Source organism: Acetobacter sp. AN02 (genome assembly GCF_029759835.1).
Taxonomy (GTDB): domain Bacteria; phylum Pseudomonadota; class Alphaproteobacteria; order Acetobacterales; family Acetobacteraceae; genus Acetobacter.
Genome location: NZ_JAJJND010000056.1, coordinates 1 through 17159, shown reverse-complemented (window position 1 = coordinate 17159; position 17159 = coordinate 1). Strand labels below are relative to the sequence as shown.

At 61.1% G+C, this 17159-nt stretch carries 15 protein-coding genes; 10 read left to right on the top strand and 5 right to left on the bottom strand.

What is annotated here, in order from left to right:
* Positions 1–49: 49 nt before the first annotated feature.
* Entirely contained in the window at positions 50–481 is a 432-nt protein-coding gene (locus LOC54_RS07980; protein WP_279313293.1) for a hypothetical protein, read from the bottom strand.
* 197 nt (positions 482–678) lie between these two features.
* On the opposite strand from LOC54_RS07980, the gene LOC54_RS07975 reads away from it, so the two are divergent.
* The 5 genes from LOC54_RS07975 (at position 679) to LOC54_RS07955 (ending at position 4436) form a co-directional block, all read left to right on the top strand.
* On the top strand, positions 679–1695 hold the full coding sequence (locus tag LOC54_RS07975; protein ID WP_279313292.1) for an NAD(P)H-quinone oxidoreductase: 1017 nt from the start codon (positions 679–681) through the stop codon (positions 1693–1695).
* A 9-nt stretch (positions 1696–1704) separates the two neighbouring features.
* The gene (locus LOC54_RS07970) at positions 1705–2490 is read left to right on the top strand and encodes an alpha/beta fold hydrolase (protein WP_279313291.1); all 786 of its coding nucleotides are present in this window, start codon (positions 1705–1707) and stop codon (positions 2488–2490) included.
* An 11-nt stretch (positions 2491–2501) separates the two neighbouring features.
* Positions 2502–2738 (top strand): hypothetical protein, encoded by a 237-nt coding sequence (locus LOC54_RS07965; RefSeq protein ID WP_279313297.1) that lies wholly within the window; start codon positions 2502–2504, stop codon positions 2736–2738.
* Positions 2735–3358: a helix-turn-helix transcriptional regulator gene (locus tag LOC54_RS07960; RefSeq protein ID WP_279313290.1), complete on the top strand. Its 624-nt coding sequence runs from the start codon at positions 2735–2737 to the stop codon at positions 3356–3358. Before LOC54_RS07965 ends, LOC54_RS07960 begins: the two co-directional genes overlap by 4 nt.
* An 88-nt stretch (positions 3359–3446) precedes the next feature.
* On the top strand, positions 3447–4436 hold the full coding sequence (locus LOC54_RS07955) for a L,D-transpeptidase (RefSeq protein WP_279313289.1): 990 nt from the start codon (positions 3447–3449) through the stop codon (positions 4434–4436).
* A gap of 4 nt (positions 4437–4440) precedes the next feature.
* Here LOC54_RS07955 and LOC54_RS07950 read toward each other — a convergent pair whose 3' ends face one another.
* The 4 genes from LOC54_RS07950 to LOC54_RS07935 all read right to left on the bottom strand — a co-directional run bounded on the left by LOC54_RS07950 (position 4441) and on the right by LOC54_RS07935 (position 11504).
* Positions 4441–4707, bottom strand: a complete 267-nt coding sequence (locus LOC54_RS07950) for a DUF1150 family protein (RefSeq protein WP_279313288.1) — start codon at positions 4705–4707, stop codon at positions 4441–4443.
* Between the two features lie 45 nt (positions 4708–4752).
* Positions 4753–5244 (bottom strand): Hsp20 family protein, encoded by a 492-nt coding sequence (locus tag LOC54_RS07945; protein ID WP_279313287.1) that lies wholly within the window; start codon positions 5242–5244, stop codon positions 4753–4755.
* A 114-nt stretch (positions 5245–5358) separates the two neighbouring features.
* Positions 5359–9582, bottom strand: a complete 4224-nt coding sequence (locus LOC54_RS07940; RefSeq protein WP_279313286.1) for a translocation/assembly module TamB domain-containing protein — start codon at positions 9580–9582, stop codon at positions 5359–5361.
* On the bottom strand, positions 9582–11504 hold the full coding sequence (locus LOC54_RS07935; RefSeq protein ID WP_279313285.1) for an autotransporter assembly complex family protein: 1923 nt from the start codon (positions 11502–11504) through the stop codon (positions 9582–9584). The genes LOC54_RS07940 and LOC54_RS07935 overlap by 1 nt, the downstream gene beginning before the upstream one ends.
* 268 nt (positions 11505–11772) lie before the next feature.
* Between LOC54_RS07935 and LOC54_RS07930 the strand changes: the two genes are divergently transcribed.
* From LOC54_RS07930 to LOC54_RS07910, 5 genes are all read left to right on the top strand, one after another.
* Positions 11773–12858, top strand: coding sequence for a lysophospholipid acyltransferase family protein (locus tag LOC54_RS07930; RefSeq protein WP_279313296.1), 1086 nt, complete (start codon positions 11773–11775; stop codon positions 12856–12858).
* 285 nt (positions 12859–13143) lie between these two features.
* Complete coding sequence (gene miaB, locus LOC54_RS07925) at positions 13144–14484, top strand: tRNA (N6-isopentenyl adenosine(37)-C2)-methylthiotransferase MiaB (protein WP_279313295.1); 1341 nt, start codon at positions 13144–13146, stop codon at positions 14482–14484.
* Positions 14485–14591: 107 nt separating this feature from the next.
* Positions 14592–15596, top strand: a complete 1005-nt coding sequence (locus LOC54_RS07920; protein WP_279313294.1) for a PhoH family protein — start codon at positions 14592–14594, stop codon at positions 15594–15596.
* On the top strand, positions 15583–16116 hold the full coding sequence (gene ybeY / locus LOC54_RS07915) for an rRNA maturation RNase YbeY (RefSeq protein WP_279313284.1): 534 nt from the start codon (positions 15583–15585) through the stop codon (positions 16114–16116). Before LOC54_RS07920 ends, ybeY begins: the two co-directional genes overlap by 14 nt.
* Positions 16113–17015: a hemolysin family protein gene (locus LOC54_RS07910; protein WP_279313283.1), complete on the top strand. Its 903-nt coding sequence runs from the start codon at positions 16113–16115 to the stop codon at positions 17013–17015. Before ybeY ends, LOC54_RS07910 begins: the two co-directional genes overlap by 4 nt.
* Positions 17016–17159 lie beyond the last annotated feature (144 nt).

Sequence of the window (17159 nt, the reverse complement as noted above, 5' to 3'; positions counted from 1 at the left end):
AAAACAGTCAGCACACACAGCCACAAAGTACAACCCTCACGTGCCGCAATCAGGCCTTAACTGACGACACGCCGTAGTGATGTGCGGGGAATGAGGTGCTGACCTTGAAATTCCGCAGGGTCGCACCGGAAGAGTTCTTCACCGTTTCCGTTGCCTCCACGCGGTTTTTCTTCGCTGCAACGCCACGTCCGCTGTGGACGGAGGTTCTGACATGCAGACGGCTGACCGTCACGTCGAGATGCAGGTCCGCAGGCTCTCCCGCCTGGGCTATTCTCTGGGCATAGCCGCGGGATGACAGCTCCTGTGCCAGCCCGTCACGCAGATCATCGCAGCGTGATGCTTCCTCGCATCCCTGCACGGACACGCTCCAGATCGCCGGTTTCGGCAGGGCTGCGGACGTATCCTGTGCCGCTGCATATCCGGTCATGCCGGCCGCAAGAGGAAGAAGGACTGCGGTCATGAGGGCGAGGCGTCTGATCATAGGCATGTCTCTGGGCAGTCTGGTTAAAATAAACTCGCAGATGTAACTCTGCAGAACCGTCTTCGTTCCCTGCTCTCCCTGACCGGTGCCCGGTTTTCACCTTCACGGGAGGAGAGCGCTGTCTGTCCGGCGAGCGTAGCCGCGCCTGTCTTAAAGGTCTACGCTGCGCGCAGAATCTGAGACAGGAGCCTTGTCCCATGACCAGACCGGAAGCGGAAATTCCATCATCCATGCGCGCCGTTCTCATATCGGAGCCGGGAAATCCCGAAGTGATGAAGATCAGCTCCGCAGATGTTCCCGTTCCCGGACAGGGGGAGATCCTGGTGCGTGTTCAGGCGGCCGGAATCAACCGGCCGGACATCATGCAGCGCAAGGGTCTGTATCCTCCCCCGCCGGGTGCAAGCCCGCTGCTTGGTCTTGAGATTGCGGGCGAGGTTGTGGCCTCCGGCCCCGGCGTGACCCGCTTTCATACAGGAGACCGGGTCTGCGCGCTGGCCAATGGCGGCGGCTATGCACAGTACTGCGTCGTGCCGGAGAGCCAGTCTCTGCCCTGGCCGGAAGGATTTGACGCCGTGCGGGCGGCAGCTCTGCCGGAGACGTTTTTTACCGTATGGTCCAATCTTTTCCTGACTGCGGGACTGCGCAACGGGGACCGTGTCCTCATTCACGGCGGTACCGGCGGGATCGGGACGGCGGCCATCCAGCTTGCCCGTGCTTTCGGGGCCACGGTTTTCGCAACGGCCGGATCGCCTGAGAAATGCCAGGTGTGCGAAGAGCTCGGCGCGACGGCCATCAATTACCGTGAGACGGATTTCGTTGAACGGATCAGCGAACTGACGGGGGCTGCGGGCGTCGATATCATTCTCGATGTGATGGGCGGGGCCTATTTCGACCGGAACCTGCGCTGTCTGGCCCAGGATGGCCGTCTGGTGATCATTGCGCTTCAGGGTGGCGTGAAGGCAGAGAACGTCAATGTCGCCCGCATCATGACGAAGCGCCTGAATATCACCGGAACGACGCTCCGCCCGCGTCCTGCCTCCTATAAGGCGCAGATCGCACGGGAGCTTGAGGAGAAGGTGTGGCCCGTTCTCGCAGCAGGAGAGGTCAGGCCTCTGATTTTTCAGGTCTTTCCGTTCGACGATGTTGTCGCCGCCCATCAGATGATGGAAGAAGGGGATCATATCGGCAAAATCGTTCTGACATTTGAAGAGTAAATCCCTGATATGAAACTGCATGTTCTTACGGCCGGACCGGAAAACGGCGATACCTCCCTGCCCCCGGTCGTATTCATTCACGGACTGTTCGGACGCGGTCGTAATTTCGGTTTTTTCCAGAGACGTCTGGCCGCGACACGCCGCACGATAGCAATCGATCTGCGCAATCACGGAGCCAGCCCGCACGGCAGGGCGGACTACACCGTCATGGCAGAGGACGTGTTCGAGACACTGACCGCTCTTGATGCGCTTCCGGCGGTGATCGTCGGGCACTCGATGGGTGGCAAGACATCGATGATGCTCGCGCTGCATCATCCGGAGGCGGTCGAGCGGCTTCTGGTGGCGGATATTGCTCCGGCGGAAGGCAGTTTTGCCCAGTCGCGCTCGCTTGCAGAGGATCTGGCCGCACTTCATCTGCCCGATTCACTGAATCACAGCCAGGCCGACTCATTGCTGGCGACCGTGATTGCCGAAAAGCCTGTCCGTGACCTGATGATGCAGAATCTGGAGCTGGGAGATCATCCCTCCTGGCAGATCGGTCTGAAAGAGATCGAGGCCTCCATGGACGATATTATCAGCTGGCCGCACATCCCTCAGGGCACGGAGTATGATGGCAAGGTTCTCTTCATCCGGGGCGGCAATTCGCGCTACGTCCAGTCGGCTGCCTTTCCGGAGATGAAACGCCTTTTTCCTCATTACCGTCTTGAGACCATCGCCGGGGCCGGACACTGGGTTCATGCGGAGAAACCCCGGGAGTTTCTTGAACTTCTGGAACATTTTCTCGCTGAGCAGTGAACGCGATGCCCGTGTGGAAGGAGCCCTATCTTGAGACCTGCTGCCGCTCCGCTCTCCGCCGTCTCCATCTGGCGGCAGAGACCGGGCGGCCGCACGGGCTGAGGGATGAGCCGTGCCTGAAGCGGCTGACCGGGATGAGGCTGGCCCGGGAAGGAGACGACGAGCGCTTCCGCATCACGCAGGATGGAGAGGCACGGCATGAGGCCGAAATCCTGAGCATGGCCCGGAGACACAGCTTCAGACGATGAGTCTGTTTTTCTACCGTGACGCCGGAGACTTATGGGCGGCCATTGATCGTCTGGCTGCAGGCCAGGGCGTGTCCGCCTCCGGTCTTGCGCGTCTGGCGGGCCTTGACCCTACCGTGCTCAATCCCTCGAAACGCCGCCGGGCGGACGGCCGTTTCCGCTGGCCCGGCATGGAGACCGTAGCCCGGCTTCTGGATGCGGCCTCCACATCACCTGCAGAGTTTTTTTCAGTAAAAACGACTGCTGATATATCTGTCCGTATTCCCCGGGCAGACTGGTCTGCCCTGCGGGGACATGCCTCTTTCGATCGCGCCGGGCTTCCTTCCGGTGCGGACTGGCACCTGGCCAGCGCGGCTCCCTTTTCTCCCGAGCCGCATGATTATCTGATCTGCCTCGACACATCCGATTTCGAGCCGGTGCTGCGCGATGGCTCCACCCTTCTTCTCTCCCCGGCCGGTCCGGTGCTGCCGGGAGACAGGTGTATATTCATTTCCCGGGATGGGGTTCTTCCCGGAATTCTGGATGAAGCGGGAACGCTGCGTGTGCTGAATGGTCAGGATATTCCACCGGATCAGCCACAGCAGAACAGGTTTCTTCACAGGATTCTTGCGGTGACCCTGTAAGATTATTCCCTCATACCTTTAATAAATTGTTTTTTTTGTATAGTCCGGGGGAAGCGTTCGTTTTTATTACCCTTTCCGGAGTATCCCGATGTACACGGGCCGCGTCTTTCTGTCTTTCCGCTCTCTGAAACAGGCGGCGTGGCTGGTGTTACTGACCTGTCCTGCCGTTGCATGTGCCCAGGACAGCACCAGTCATCCGGCAGCTGTTGCGGCTCCGGCTGACACCGGCACGGCAGCCCAGAAGCCTTCTGCAGAAGCTGCGGGAAGCGGCACGGACAAGACCGACAGCAGCGCCTCCGAAAGCGTTATCATCCCCCCCCTTCCCTCAGTCGATACCGCTGCGGCTCTGAAGGAGGGTGAGAAGCTGCGGGCCGCCTTCAGAAGTGCGGTCGGCTCATCTGCGGTAAAACTCACCCCTGCACGCCAGGCTCTGATGATCAGGCTCGCGAAGGAGCAGCTTCAGTCTTCAGATCATAAGATCGACCGGGCACAGCTGATCGTTATCGTGGATCGCAGCCCGGCCATTCAGCGTCTTGCCCTGGTTCTGGCTCTACCTGATCAGGATGACTGGCCGCTGATCGGCGCCTCAAAGACATCGACCGGTACTGCCGGACGCAAATACTATTATATCACTCCGACGGGCATCTTTGAAAATTCCGCGGATCGTCTGGGCTATCGTGCCGAAGGGACGAAAAACAAGAACGGTATCCGCGGGATCGGCGCGAAGGGGATGCGCGTGTGGGATTTCGGCTGGCACAATGCCACCAAAGGCTGGTCAGGAAATGGCAAGACCGGCGATATTCGGCTTGAGATGCACGCCACCGATCCTGATTTTCTTGAGTCCCGCCTCGGCCGTCCGGCCTCGGAAGGCTGCGTGAGAATTCCGGCCAGAGTTAATGTCTTCTTTGACCAGCATGGCGTGCTTGATGCTGAATACGAGCAGACCGCCAGCTACGACGCACGCTTCCGCGCCCTGCTCCCTAAGAACCTCACGCCCACGCCGGTGACGGGTGACCTGATGGTCGTTGTGGACTCCACCGGCCTGTCGGCTGCGTCAGGCTATAAGGGGAAGTCCTGACGCCTCAGTGAATGGTCATCGGTACCATCTGGTTTTCCTCAAGCGTGGAAATCACCGTGTCGGTATCATCGGCCACGCCCATGACCTCGCCATTCGCAGCATGAATGGCGAATACTTCCTGCCCTTCCTCCAGCACGCCGCGCCGGATATAGACCAGCGTCGGCAGCCCGAGTGCCAGGAACTGCTCGTCTGAAAGATTACGGATATCGACTGCGCCCCCCGGAGCAGAGTGCTGATCGTTAGGGACATTCGCTGCATTACCGGCTCGCATGGCCCTGCGCCTCCTGGTCTTCATAAACTCTGACAAACAAACCTTTCAGTTCTCCGGAATCGTTCTTATGACCCCTGAGGATTTCGGAGAGGCCGGAGTGATGCCGCTGTTTGCGGCTTTTCCCGGTTTCCTGATCTCAATACGCCTTACGCGCACCTCGGGTTCCGGACGGCTGAGATCTACATGCAGGAGGCCGTTATCGAGCCAGGCCCCCTCGATATCAATTCCTTCGGCGAGAACGAACGCCTTCTGGAACTGACGTGCCGCGATTCCACGATGCAGGAAAACCCTTCCGGACGCATCTTCTGTCTGGCGCCCTCTTATCACAAGCTGGTTATCTTCCTGCGTGATCTGCAGGTCATCCATGCTGAATCCGGCGACGGCCAGAGTGATTCTGAGGGAAGACGGCCCGGTCTGTTCGATATTATAGGGCGGATATCCGTCCGTTGCTGATTTGGATACCCGCTCCAGCATATTTTCCAGGTGATCGAATCCCAGAAACATGGGCGATCCGAAAACGCGGCCTGAACCCGACATATGGCTCCTCCGATGAGCGAGACTTCAGAATCCGGCCCTTCAGCGGCACCGGCTCTGTCGGATATGGGTGGCTCCCGGATTTCCCGCAAGCCTTCCCGTCATGAAAGCCACCCCTCAGTAGCGATATTGCCACAGGAGACCGACGCTGCTTCCGGGATCATTCTCCGGAGTGGTGAAACCCGTGACATTCCCGCCCGTCCCGACCGTCGTGTTCAGCTTGAGATGTCGCATGAGATCAACCTGCACCTGTGCCTGGGTGCCGGAGCCTGAGGTGGCCTGTTTCGCGCCGACATAGACGCCTTTCATGACGTATCGCCCGGCCTCGATACTGCCGCCGCCATTGCCGACGCCGCCGACGCCGCCGCCGACCGCCAGACGATCGAGACCAAGCGTCTTACGGATCGTGCCCAAGGGATCAAAGGTTGAGCTTCCGGCCAGAGCCGCGACGGAGGCTGCCACCTCCGCCATCTGAGTTGCCGACAGATTACGGGCTTCCTGACCGAAAAGCAGCATAGCCACGACCTCATCCTGCGGCAGAGGCGGCAGGGATTCGAAGGAAATCTTCGGATCGGAAGCATAGCCGCCAATCTTGAGCATCGCGGTCTTGCCCGCCACGTTTCTGTCTGCCTGGAAGTCGAGCGTGGGGTCCAGGCGGTGCTGCACGCCGCTGCCGTCGAAGCCGACACGGCCATGCGTGAAGTTCAGATTGATCCCCGCCAGACTGAACAGTCCGCGTTTGAGATTGAATCCGCCTTCAATCTGCGGTGCGGCAGCCGTTCCGGACACATGCAGCAGACCGCTCATTTCCGCATCCAGCCCGTGCCCGCGGACATAGAACTCTCCCGGGGAGTGAATTTTCAGATCCAGCCCTGTCACGAGACCAGCCGTCTGTGCGCCCGTGCCGGGTGCCTTCTCTCCCGGGCGGATCACATCCAGGTGCGCGACGGATGCGGGCATGGAGCTGGGGATATTCACATCCACATGCGGCAGGTCCACCTTGCCCGTCACGTCGATACGGGATTTTGCCTGCCCTCTGATGGCAATATCCGCGTCCATCACGGCCGTGATCAGATCACTCGCCACGGGCCGGGCCTTATCTGCCTGGAAATGCAGATCGACGGGCATGCCAGGGGCGAGCGCGCCGACATGACCTGTCAGCGTCATGCTGCCCCTACCCGCCTCCGCGCGGAAGCTCCTGATCAGGATATCGTCACCCTGTGCTTCGATCAGAGCCTCGATTCCGCTCAGATGCAGCCCCTGGGCAAAATCCTGTACATCGCCCTTATGCAGCGCAACTGTTCCGGAGGCCCGCGGTGCGGAGGCCGTTCCGCTGACCGCGAGATTAAGATCGACCTGCCCGTGCGCCTGACGTCCGGCAGCACCGAGCACGGCATCGGCAATCGACAGATCAGCCATACCTGTCGCCCGGATCGCCATCGGCTCCGTAGCACTTAAAGGTGCTTTTCCGCTGACCTGCAGGCCAAGCTTCGGACCGGCCGAGGCACGGACATCGATCTTCGCGCTCTTACCTGCCATATCCGCGGCAGCATCCAGCTTCAGCGGCGGAAGGGACGCCGCATCTCCGCTCAGCATCCGCAGATCGGTGCCGTGTATTTCCGCGTGGCCACCCGGGCTGTCCGTCGTTCCGCTGAGCTTCGCCTTAAGGGACAGCATCCCTCCGGCCTTAAGGCCCGGCACGAATGGGTTGGCAAGGGCCGGGGTGATGTGATCGACCGACACAGTCATCGCGAGGGCGGGTTTTACCGTCCCGGCGATATCTATCGCTGCGGGGGCAGTGCCCTGCGGCCCGAGGGAGGCCAGCAGCCGGTCAACACCGATTTTATCTCCGAAGGCAGCCGTAACGGGTTTCTGGAGCCGCAGATCCTCATGTTTTGCAGTCGCGCTCAGCCGGTCGATGCGGATTTTCTTCCCCGGCACATCCAGCAGGGCAGCCATATCCAGCACGCCCGGATCACCCGCGATATCTGCAAATCGCCCCTGAGCCGTCAGGGCCAGAGCCGTCTGCGGACCCTTTGCCTTGGCCGACACCGCACCGCTGACCGATGGCGCCGTCAGACGATCCACAGCCAGCTTCAGATCCGTCACGGGTGCGCCTGCCGGGTCCGCCACGCTTCCGGCAAGAGACAGCCGCCCGATCTGCACCTGCGGCACGGAAATTCCCGCTCCGTCCAGCTTCAGATCCGCACGCGGTTTTCCGCCCGGCGCGGCAGTTGTATGAACCGACAGCTCCACACTGCCCGCGGTCTGCTGCCCGATGATCCGGGACAGATCCGCCAGCCGTGTCATTTTCAGTCCGATCTGACCCAGAGGGACGACCGCACCGTCCGGAAGATCAAGCGTGCCGCTGCCGCTCAGACTGTTCCATTTGAGGGCCTCAAGCGCGATATGGCGGGTGTTCTCCGCATCCTGCGTCAGCCCGACAGCCAGCGAAAGCGGTGCCCGGTCCAGTGTCCCGGCCGCTTTCAGTTCACCCTGGGGCTTGCCCGGAAGATGCGTGAAAGACGCGTCCAGAGTCAGCGGGCTGCGCGCCAGAGTGGCTGTGGCCGGATCCGTTTCCAGATGCGCCGTGGCTGCCAGATCATCCGTCAGCCCCCTGGCGCTCAGATGCAGTTTCGTCGTCCCTCTGACGCTGTCCGCAAGCGCCCGCAGATCAGGAAGCCCGAGATCTGCGGACAGATCGACAGATGTCTGATCCTTGCCGCCGACGATCCTCTGCTCTGCAAGACCTGCGGCCGTCAGGGAAATCGCACGTCCCGACAGGAACAGGGTGCGCAGCCGGATGTCTTTTCCGTCCGCGCCGGCCGGTGTCATGACCACGCCGAGCGCCAGCCTGCCGGACGGACCGATCAGCTTCACCGCCTGGGGCTGTCCACCCTGCAGGGAGATATCTCCGTTCAGATCAAGCGAGGTCGGGCCTGAAAGTTTTTCCGGAAGAGCCGCATTCGCCGTCAGATGCGCATGCCCTGTTAGCTGCTGTTTCCCCACAGCCGCCAGCGGACGAAGATCGGGCAGATCAAGCGTTGCCCGGAGCTTTACGGCGGGCTGCGTCTGCGCGTTCGCCTCAAGCCTGATCAGCGGATGCTGCAGCGACAGCATGACCGGACGCCCGCTCTGATCCGGCATATAGGTCGCATCCAGTTCCACAGGAGACTGCGCGAGCAGAGCCGGGGCAGGCCCGGGAACCGTCAGCCCCGCAAGCTTTGCGTGCAGCTGCAGCCTGTCGGGCATGCTGCCTGCGTTCATACCGTCAAACAGGATATCCGCACGGCTCAGCGCGACACCCGCCGCCGTGAGCCTGTCGATCACAAGCGCGCCGCTTCCCTGCGGAGCGGAGAGTTTACCCCTGAGTTTTGCCTTCAGATCGATTCCGCCCCAGGCCACCCCGGGAAGCAGCGTCATGGCCGGAGACTGCGCCTTTATGGCAATATCGGCCTCGGACGCCGGAAGATTCAGGGTTCCTGTGGTCGATGCCGAAATCTTTCCGGCTTCAGCCTTGAAATTCAGAGCCAGCGCGCTGGTCGGACCATCCATATCCAGCCTGAGCGCGACGGGAACAATGGAATCCATCCCGGACAGCGTCTGCGCAAATCCCCCCGGACCATCCGATCCGTCGAGATGCAGCATCAGGTTTTTCGCACGCAATTTCGTGGAAAGGGAAATCCGTGTGGGTGTCTTCAGACTTTGCAGATCAAGCGCGATATCCGTATCTGGGAGATGAGTGAGCGCAAAATCTGCAGTAATATCATCAAGATTATTAATCCTGGCATGACCGGAGAGAGAGACCGCCACGTCAAGCCCCGCGACCGGAGCACCGACCTCGATCCGCTTTGCATCCACCTTGCCTATATCTATGGACAGTCCCAGACGCATCGGTGCGGAGGAGGCCGGTTCCGCAGGTTTTTCCGGAGCAGACGATTCAGGAAGGCGCGGAATGGCCAGACGATCGCAATGCAGCAGATCCACATGAACGCTTTTGCCGATCAGCCTGAGCGGCGACCAGTCCAGATCCAGCCCCTCAAGCGTCAGCCAGACCCCCCTGGCATCCGCAAGCTCGATCTTTCCCGCGTGGAGCGCATCAGGAAAACGGCCAGACAGCCCTGTGAGTCTGACCATCCCTCCCGTGAGAGACGTGGTCTGCCGCTCGATAAAATGCCGACCTGCCCCGGTATTCGCACCGGCGAGGGCAACAACGACAACCGTTACGACAAGGCCCGCAACACCGGCTGCGCCGATCCCGGCAATTCGCAGCACACGTCGCATCAGACTGCGTTTTGCCCGTACCGGCTTTTCCTGAGGCGGCATATCCTGATCAGTCATCAGAACGTCTCTCCCAGGCCGATATACAGCTCCCATTTGTCGCCGCGATGCTGCCGGTTGAGCGGCACCGCGACATCCACGCGCACCGGCCCGATCGGCGTGTAATAGCGCACGCCGCCACCCGCACCCACGCGCAGCTTGCCATGAAACGGCATACCGTCAGACCCGACCTGCCCTGCATCCGCAAAGGTAGTCATACCAAAGCTTTTTCCGATCCTTTGCCGGAATTCAAAGGTGCCTGCATCCAGAGCGGTGCCGCCGATGGCGTATTTGGTATCACCGAACTGCGGACCCACTCCCTGGTAGCGGAAACCTCGCACGGTCGCACTGCCACCGGCATAAAGGCGCTGATCCGGAGGAATATCGTAGGTGGATGCCCCCTGGATGGTTCCCACGGTCCCGCGCACCGCAATCACGCTGCGGCCCGGTCTGCTCAGACCGATTTTGGAAAGATCCAAATAGGTTGAGGCCGTGGCCTGCATGATCGCGAAAAATGCCGTGCTGTGGCCAAGAGATTCCATCGGCGTGATACCGATGGAAACACGCGCGCCATGCGTTGCGGCGTCCAGGGGCGATTTCAGATCCGTGCTGTCATAATTGGCCGACAGCGGTGCGGACAGCAGCGTATAGCTTCGTGTATCCCCGAACTGGCGCACGCTTTCCTGAATCCACTGCCCCCCGTAGGACACTTTCCACCTGCGACTGATGATGCGTGTGATCCCCGCCCGCGCAAGCAGCGCCGTCTGGTGATAGGAATAGAAAAGCTGCCTCAGCCCTTCGACACGTATGCTGAATGTCTGCCTCCGGCCCGAAAAATCCGGCTTCATCAGATCGGCATAGATATCGTAGCCAAGCCCCTGCTGGGCAGAACCGCCGACGCCTGTCACGAGCGCGGTCAGACGCAGGGTTTCAGCCCGCCCGAATATATTGTTATGCGTCCAGTTTGCCCCCAGACGACCGCCGAGATCGGTTGAATATGCCGCCTCAGCCCCGACCGTGCGGGATTTTCCTTCACGGAACGTGATGGTCAGCGGAATCGTGCCATCTGCCGCAAGCTTATCCGCTTTCCTGATGCTCACACTTGCGAAAATTCCGAGCGCAGCAAGATCCTGGCGCGCGGCCTCAATCCGGCCGGGGCTGTAGCGCTCTCCGGAAGCAATCGTCAGGCGATGGCGAATAAACTGCACATTGGTCTTCTCCAGACCTTCAAGCGTAATCTCTCCGATGCGGGCCACCGGCCCGGGGCTGGCAACGAAATGCAGGTCAAGCGTGCGGGTTTCTGGCCTGAGCCAGGCAACCGGGGTCTGTACCTCCGCCAGAGGCCGGCCTTCATCCTCATATTCCTGCATCAGATCACCCGATGCCTTGAGAATATTTGCAGAATTTGCGGAATCTCCGGAGTACAGGCCGAACGCTTTTTCCTCCGGGGAAGACAGCTTCATCGGATGACCTTCCGGATCGGCAATCTCAATGGTTCCGATATGATATTCAGGGCCGGGTGCGGCACTGATCCGGACGGCGACGGTTTCCTTCTTCGGCAGCGCGCCAAGCCATGACGACAGTTCGGCGGCCTGGCCGTCGATCTGCAGTGCAGGCGGCGAAGAGACGCCGTCAGGCCGTTTGAGGGATATCTTCACCTTGCCTTCATAATAGCCAAAGCTGTCCAGAGCGTCCTTCAGCCGCCCGTAATCGCTCCTGACACGTCCGGCCAGCGCAAACGGCCCCGTCTCGGTGGTGTCCTGAAGGGAAATCATCTCGGATGATGCCTGCAAAGCCGCATCCAGATCATCATTCCCGGATGACACGACAGAGGCACGATAGACGTCCTGCGCTGATTTTTTCTTTTTATCTGCAGCAAAACCGTGGCCTGCTGCTGCAAACAGCGTCGAAAGAAGAACAGCCTGAATCAGGTGCCGCTTCATTTTCCGACGCCCGGCACGCGCCCCCCCCCGCTGCTTGTTCTGTCAGAAGAACAGCGCTCCCGTATCACCCGTATGGGTCTCCTCCCTCATAAACGCCGATTATGTCGGCAATCACGGTGCGTTCGCAACACCATGTTTGGAGATTACAATTTTAGAGGTAAGTATGGCGTATATGTGTTTCCAATGTCGCCCGCCGGTTACGGCCGGTCCGGGCGGCTGAACAGAAAGCGTTCCGGACAGGCTCTGCCGGAAACGATCCGGTCGAGTGATGCAGCGCAGCAAGAAAACGGCTTTTTCCGGCCGTATCCCCCCCCCGTTTCCGCTGAGCGCGGATGATGCCGCCCCGACGGCATGGGAACGATTCGTGCAGGTGGCAGCCGGTGCCGTCGTGCGGGTCCGCGCCGCCATCCGCCTGACGGCAATCGTTACCTGGGCTCCGTCCTCTGTCGGATTTGAAGCCCTGCTGCTGCGCGTTCCGGGCACGATCCGCATCCGCTGGCCGCGAATCATCTGGAGCGTGCTGTGCAAGCTCATCCGCGTGCGCCTCAACGTCGTGGGAAGAAGGGTCGGAACGGTCGGCGGACCAGCTGCACGCCGCCGGGGCGAGCGCCCGGTCATTTATGTCTCCAATCACTCCTCCTGGCTTGATGTGGTGGTGCTCGGGGCCGTTCTGCCCTGCGTGTTCGTCGCCAAGGGAGATATCGAGAAATGGCCCGTCATGGGCTGGGTCTGTCATGTCGGGCGGACGATCTTCGTCAGCCGCCAGCGCAACACCACCGGCAGGGAACGTGACACCATGATCTCCCGCCTGGCCGGGGGCGATAACGTGACGCTGTTTCCGGAAGGCACCTCCTCGGACGGCTCGCGCGTCCTGCCCTTCATGTCTGCCTTTTTCGCCATCGCGAAAGCACCGCGCCTCTCGGCAAAGCGCAAGGCCGCCCTGCAGGATACGGGCGAGGAGGAAAGCACCCTCTCCTTCCCGCCGGGAATGGAGCCGATCATCCAGCCCATATCGGTCGCCTATGACCGCCTAGACGGCATGCCGGTCTCCCGCAGCAGCCGCCCGGTCTTTGCCTGGTATGGCGATATGGAGCTCGGCCCGCATCTGTGGCAGCTGCTGAACTGGTCCTCCATGCGCGCCACGATCCTGCTTCACCCGCCGCTCGATCCAGCAGATTTCCCGAGCCGCAAGGCGCTTGCCCAGGCGGCTTGGAAAGCCATTGCGGATGGCGCGGCACGTATCCGCCAGAACGATATTCCTGAGATTCCGGACTATCCCGTTCAGGGAGAAAACGGTGCCTGGCAGGCCGACAGCACATCTTCGCTTGACAACACCGGCCCGTCTTTTGCCTGATACCCCTGTCAGCTGCGGAGCCGTAACGGCTCCGGGCCTGAACGGGAGAATCGACCTGACCGGATATTGCCGGATTTCACGACATCAGCCCCCGCCTCCGAAGCCCGTCAGGCTGCCGGAGGGAGCGGTTCTGCCTTGACTGCAACCACGCATCCTCCCATTCCTGCCGTTTCTCATGCAGGCGCCGTTCGTGCGTCCGCAGATATCACGGCAGACGAGGACCGCGTGACGACCGCACTCTCCCCCGAAGACCGCCTTTCCGGCACCGTACAGCGCGGACTGCACATGATCACCTGGGGCTGTCAGATGAACGTCTATGACAGCGCCCGCATGACGGACGTGCTCCGCCCGCTGGGCTACACCCCGGTTGACGCGCCGGATTCGGCGGACATGATCATCCTCAATACATGCCACATCCGGGACCGGGCAGCAGAAAAGGTGTTCTCCGAACTCGGACGTCTCCGCCTGATCAAGGAGGAGCGCAAGGCTTCGGGACGGGAAACCGTCATCGCAGTGGCGGGCTGCGTGGCGCAGGCTGAGGGAGAGCAGATTCTCGCCCGCGCGCCTTATGTCGATATCGTGCTCGGCCCGCAGACCTATCACCGTCTGCCTGAGATGGTGGCCCGTGCCGCACGTGCAGGCGGAGCTGTGATCGATACGGACTTCCCTGCCGAACAGAAGTTCGATTTCCTGCCCGAGGATGCCGCCCCGCAGACAAGCGGTAACCTGACGGCATTCCTGACGATTCAGGAAGGATGCGACAAATTCTGTTCCTTCTGCGTGGTGCCCTACACCCGCGGCGCTGAGTCCAGCCGCCCGATGGTGTCGGTCGTCGCGGAAGCCCGCCGGATGGTGGAAGGCGGCGTCCGGGAGATCACGCTGCTCGGGCAGAATGTGAACGCCTATCACGGGCAGAATCCCGATGGCTCCGTCTGCGGTCTGGCAGAGCTTGCCGGGATGCTGTCGGATATCCCCGGCCTGAGGCGTATCCGCTACACCACGTCCCATCCCCGGGACATGGATCAGGCGCTGATCGATGCCCATCGTGACATGCCTGCGCTGATGCCGTTCCTTCATCTTCCCGTGCAGTCCGGTTCAGACAGAATTCTCAAGGCCATGAACCGCGGACACACTGCCGCGGAATATCGCGCTCTGGTCCTGCGCCTGCGCGAGGCCCGGCCGGATCTTGCCCTGTCCTCCGACTTCATCGTCGGCCATCCGGGAGAGACCGACGAGGATTTCGAGGCCACGATGCAGCTCATACGCGATGTCGGCTTCGCTCAGGCTTTCTCCTTCAAATACTCCCCCCGTCCCGGCACGCCTGCGGCAGGCGCTCCGGGGCAGGTGCCCGAGAATGTGAAGGACGTCCGTCTGCAGGCCCTGCAGGCCCTGCTGCGCGAGCAGCAGGACGCGTTCAACCAGTCCGTCGTCGGGCGTGTCGTGCCGGTACTGTTTACCGGCACCGGCCGCAAGCCCGGCCAGATTACCGGACGGTCCCCCTGGCTGCAGCCCGTCCATGTGGACGGTCCCCAGAGCCTGATCGGCAGAGAAGTGCCGGTGAGGCTGACTGCCCGCTTCAGCAACTCGCTGTCCGGGTCTCTTACCGAGGAGTACGTGCGCGCTTGACCAGACTGCCTGCTTCCGATTCCGCCAGGCCTGCCGGCCTTTCCTCCCTCGTTTCCGGCGACGGGCCTCCGCCCAGACCGGCAACGCTCCAGTTCAGCGATAATACGCTGCTCGCAAAACTGGTCGGAGACCGGAGCAGACATCTGCGGCACATGGAGGAAAGCCTTGGCGTAAGGCTGGCGCATCGCGGGAACAGGATTTCCATCCAGGGCGATCCGGGCCGCGTTGCACTGGCACACTCCGCCCTGACCACCCTGTATCGCAAGCTGGAACGTGGCGGGGCGATCGATACCTCAGAAATCGATGCAGCTATCCGGCTGTCCGACATCCACACCGCCCTGCGGGAGGGAAGCGGTATCACGTCCGAGGACGCAGCTCCCCCACCCCGTCCTGCAGCCGAATTTCCTACTATCCGCACAAAACGCGGCGCCATAGAGCCGCGCTCCCCGGGCCAGACGGCCTATATGGAGATGCTGGCTAAAGAGGAAATGGTGTTCGGCATCGGACCTGCAGGCACGGGAAAGACCTATCTCGCGGTCGCCCAGGCCGTGGCGATGCTGCAGGCGGGCCAGGTGGACCGCATCATCCTCTCCCGGCCCGCCGTTGAGGCCGGAGAACGCCTGGGCTTCCTCCCCGGAGACATGAAGGACAAGATCGATCCCTATCTCCGGCCGCTTTATGACGCACTGCACGACATGATGCCGGGCGATCAGGTTGTCCGCCGGATTGCCTCAGGAGAGATCGAGGTCGCACCGCTGGCATTCATGAGGGGCCGGACACTGGCGCATGCCTATGTGATTCTGGACGAGGCACAGAACACGACCGCCGCCCAGATGAAAATGTTCCTCACCAGAATGGGCAGCGGCACCCGGATGGTCGTGACCGGCGATCTCAGCCAGATCGATCTGCCTCCGGGCGCCGTATCCGGGCTTCAGGATGCGCTGGACACGCTGGAAGGCGTTAACGGGGTTGCCGTAAATCGTTTCGATGCCCGGGATGTCGTGCGCCACAGGCTGGTCGCGCGCATCGTCGAGGCCTATGATGAACGGACGGCGATGGAGCGGGGCATTTCCCGCAGACGTCCTCGCCGGGAGAACGATGGAACCGCCTGAAGATATGTTCCGCGCCTTTCCGGGCGCGGATTTCCCCGAGTCCGACCTCTCTGAGGAGGGAACGGAGATCATCACTGAGGATACCCGCTGGAACCGCCATGTTCCGGAATCCGGGTATCTCATCGCTCGTGTTCTTAACGCCGTGTCCGCCGCAGGATGCCTGTCTGAGCCGGATACGATCGTCCTCAGTTCGGATCGCGAGGTCAGACGCCTCAACGGTCGTTTCCGCGGCCGCAGGAAACCTACGAATGTGCTGACATTCGATCCCGTTCCCGGATATTCCGGCGGAGAGATCGTGCTCGCACTGGAAACCGTCTGCCGGGAGGCCGCCGCCGCAGGACGGACTCCGGCCGCCCATCTGGCCCATCTTCTGGTCCACGGGCTGCTGCATCTGGATGGCTATGATCACCATCAGGCAGGGGAAGCCCGCCGGATGGAGATGAAGGAAGCGTGGATTCTCTCCCGTATCGGAATCGCAAATCCATGGAAAACCCGGACGGCAGCAAGGAACCGGTCATGAGCGGAGATGATCTCAGTCCGGCTTCTCCTTCAAAAAAACCGCGCAGTCTTCTGTCCCTTTTCGGCAGGCGCAAGGCTGATCAGGGTGTCCGGCACTCCATTGCAGCCCTAGTCCAGGAAGCCGCTCAGGCCGGAGAGACCGACGACGACGCACCGGAGCTGGACCGCCAGGAGCGCGTGCTGATCGCCAATATCCTGCGCCTTCGGGAAACCAGCGCCGATGACGTCATGATTCCGCGCGCTGATATCGTCGCGATGCCCGCCGATATCAGCCTGGATGACGCCCTGGCCATGATGCGCCGGGAAAATCACTCCCGCATGCCGGTCTATCGCGGACAGCTGGACGACATTGTCGGCATGATCCACGTCAAGGATCTGATTGCCTATGTCGGAACCAGCGATGCCTTCAGTCTCGAAGCCCTGCTCCGCCAGCCCCTGATGATCGCTCCCCAGATCCCCGTGCTCGATCTGCTGATGCAGATGCGCCAGCATCACGTTCATCTGGCGCTGGTCATTGATGAATACGGCGGAATCGACGGTCTCGTGACCATCGAAGATCTGGTGGAAACCATTGTCGGCGACATTTCCGACGAACATGATGAACCGGCAGCCGTCATGATTGCCGAGCGACCGGACGGTTCATATGACGTGGATGCCCGCTGTCCTGTGGAGGAATTCGAGGACCGTATCGGCCCGCTGCTGACAACGGCCGAGCATGAGGCAGAGATCGAGACGATCGGTGGTCTCGTGTTCCGTCTGGCCGGACGCGTGCCTTCAAGCGGGGAAGTACTAACGCACGAAAACGGCTTCATTTTCCGGGTTCTTGATTCCGATGCCCGGCATATCCGCAAGGTGCGCGTCAAATCTCCGATAGCTCCCTCAGAAAATATAAAAAGATGAAAATATATCCTTAGCCGGTTTAAAATTTATTTCATATTTTTCTTCACTCAGATTTTTGTATCAGTTCTTACGGCGTGTCGTCAGTTAAGGGCTGCGCGTGTGCCGTGAGTGTTGTACTTTCCGGCTTCCTGTGCAGACTGTTTT

Coding starts and splice junctions, on each gene's coding strand:
- LOC54_RS07975 (WP_279313292.1), top strand. CDS start 679: ATGACCAGACCGGAAGCGGAAATTCCATCATCCATGCGCGCCGTTCTC.
- LOC54_RS07950 (WP_279313288.1), bottom strand. CDS start 4,707: ATGCGAGCCGGTAATGCAGCGAATGTCCCTAACGATCAGCACTCTGCT.
- LOC54_RS07970 (WP_279313291.1), top strand. CDS start 1,705: ATGAAACTGCATGTTCTTACGGCCGGACCGGAAAACGGCGATACCTCC.
- ybeY (WP_279313284.1), top strand. CDS start 15,583: ATGGAACCGCCTGAAGATATGTTCCGCGCCTTTCCGGGCGCGGATTTC.
- LOC54_RS07955 (WP_279313289.1), top strand. CDS start 3,447: ATGTACACGGGCCGCGTCTTTCTGTCTTTCCGCTCTCTGAAACAGGCG.
- LOC54_RS07910 (WP_279313283.1), top strand. CDS start 16,113: ATGAGCGGAGATGATCTCAGTCCGGCTTCTCCTTCAAAAAAACCGCGC.
- LOC54_RS07935 (WP_279313285.1), bottom strand. CDS start 11,504: ATGAAGCGGCACCTGATTCAGGCTGTTCTTCTTTCGACGCTGTTTGCA.
- LOC54_RS07960 (WP_279313290.1), top strand. CDS start 2,735: ATGAGTCTGTTTTTCTACCGTGACGCCGGAGACTTATGGGCGGCCATT.
- LOC54_RS07945 (WP_279313287.1), bottom strand. CDS start 5,244: ATGTCGGGTTCAGGCCGCGTTTTCGGATCGCCCATGTTTCTGGGATTC.
- LOC54_RS07980 (WP_279313293.1), bottom strand. CDS start 481: ATGATCAGACGCCTCGCCCTCATGACCGCAGTCCTTCTTCCTCTTGCG.
- miaB (WP_279313295.1), top strand. CDS start 13,144: ATGATCACCTGGGGCTGTCAGATGAACGTCTATGACAGCGCCCGCATG.
- LOC54_RS07930 (WP_279313296.1), top strand. CDS start 11,773: ATGCAGCGCAGCAAGAAAACGGCTTTTTCCGGCCGTATCCCCCCCCCG.
- LOC54_RS07940 (WP_279313286.1), bottom strand. CDS start 9,582: ATGACTGATCAGGATATGCCGCCTCAGGAAAAGCCGGTACGGGCAAAA.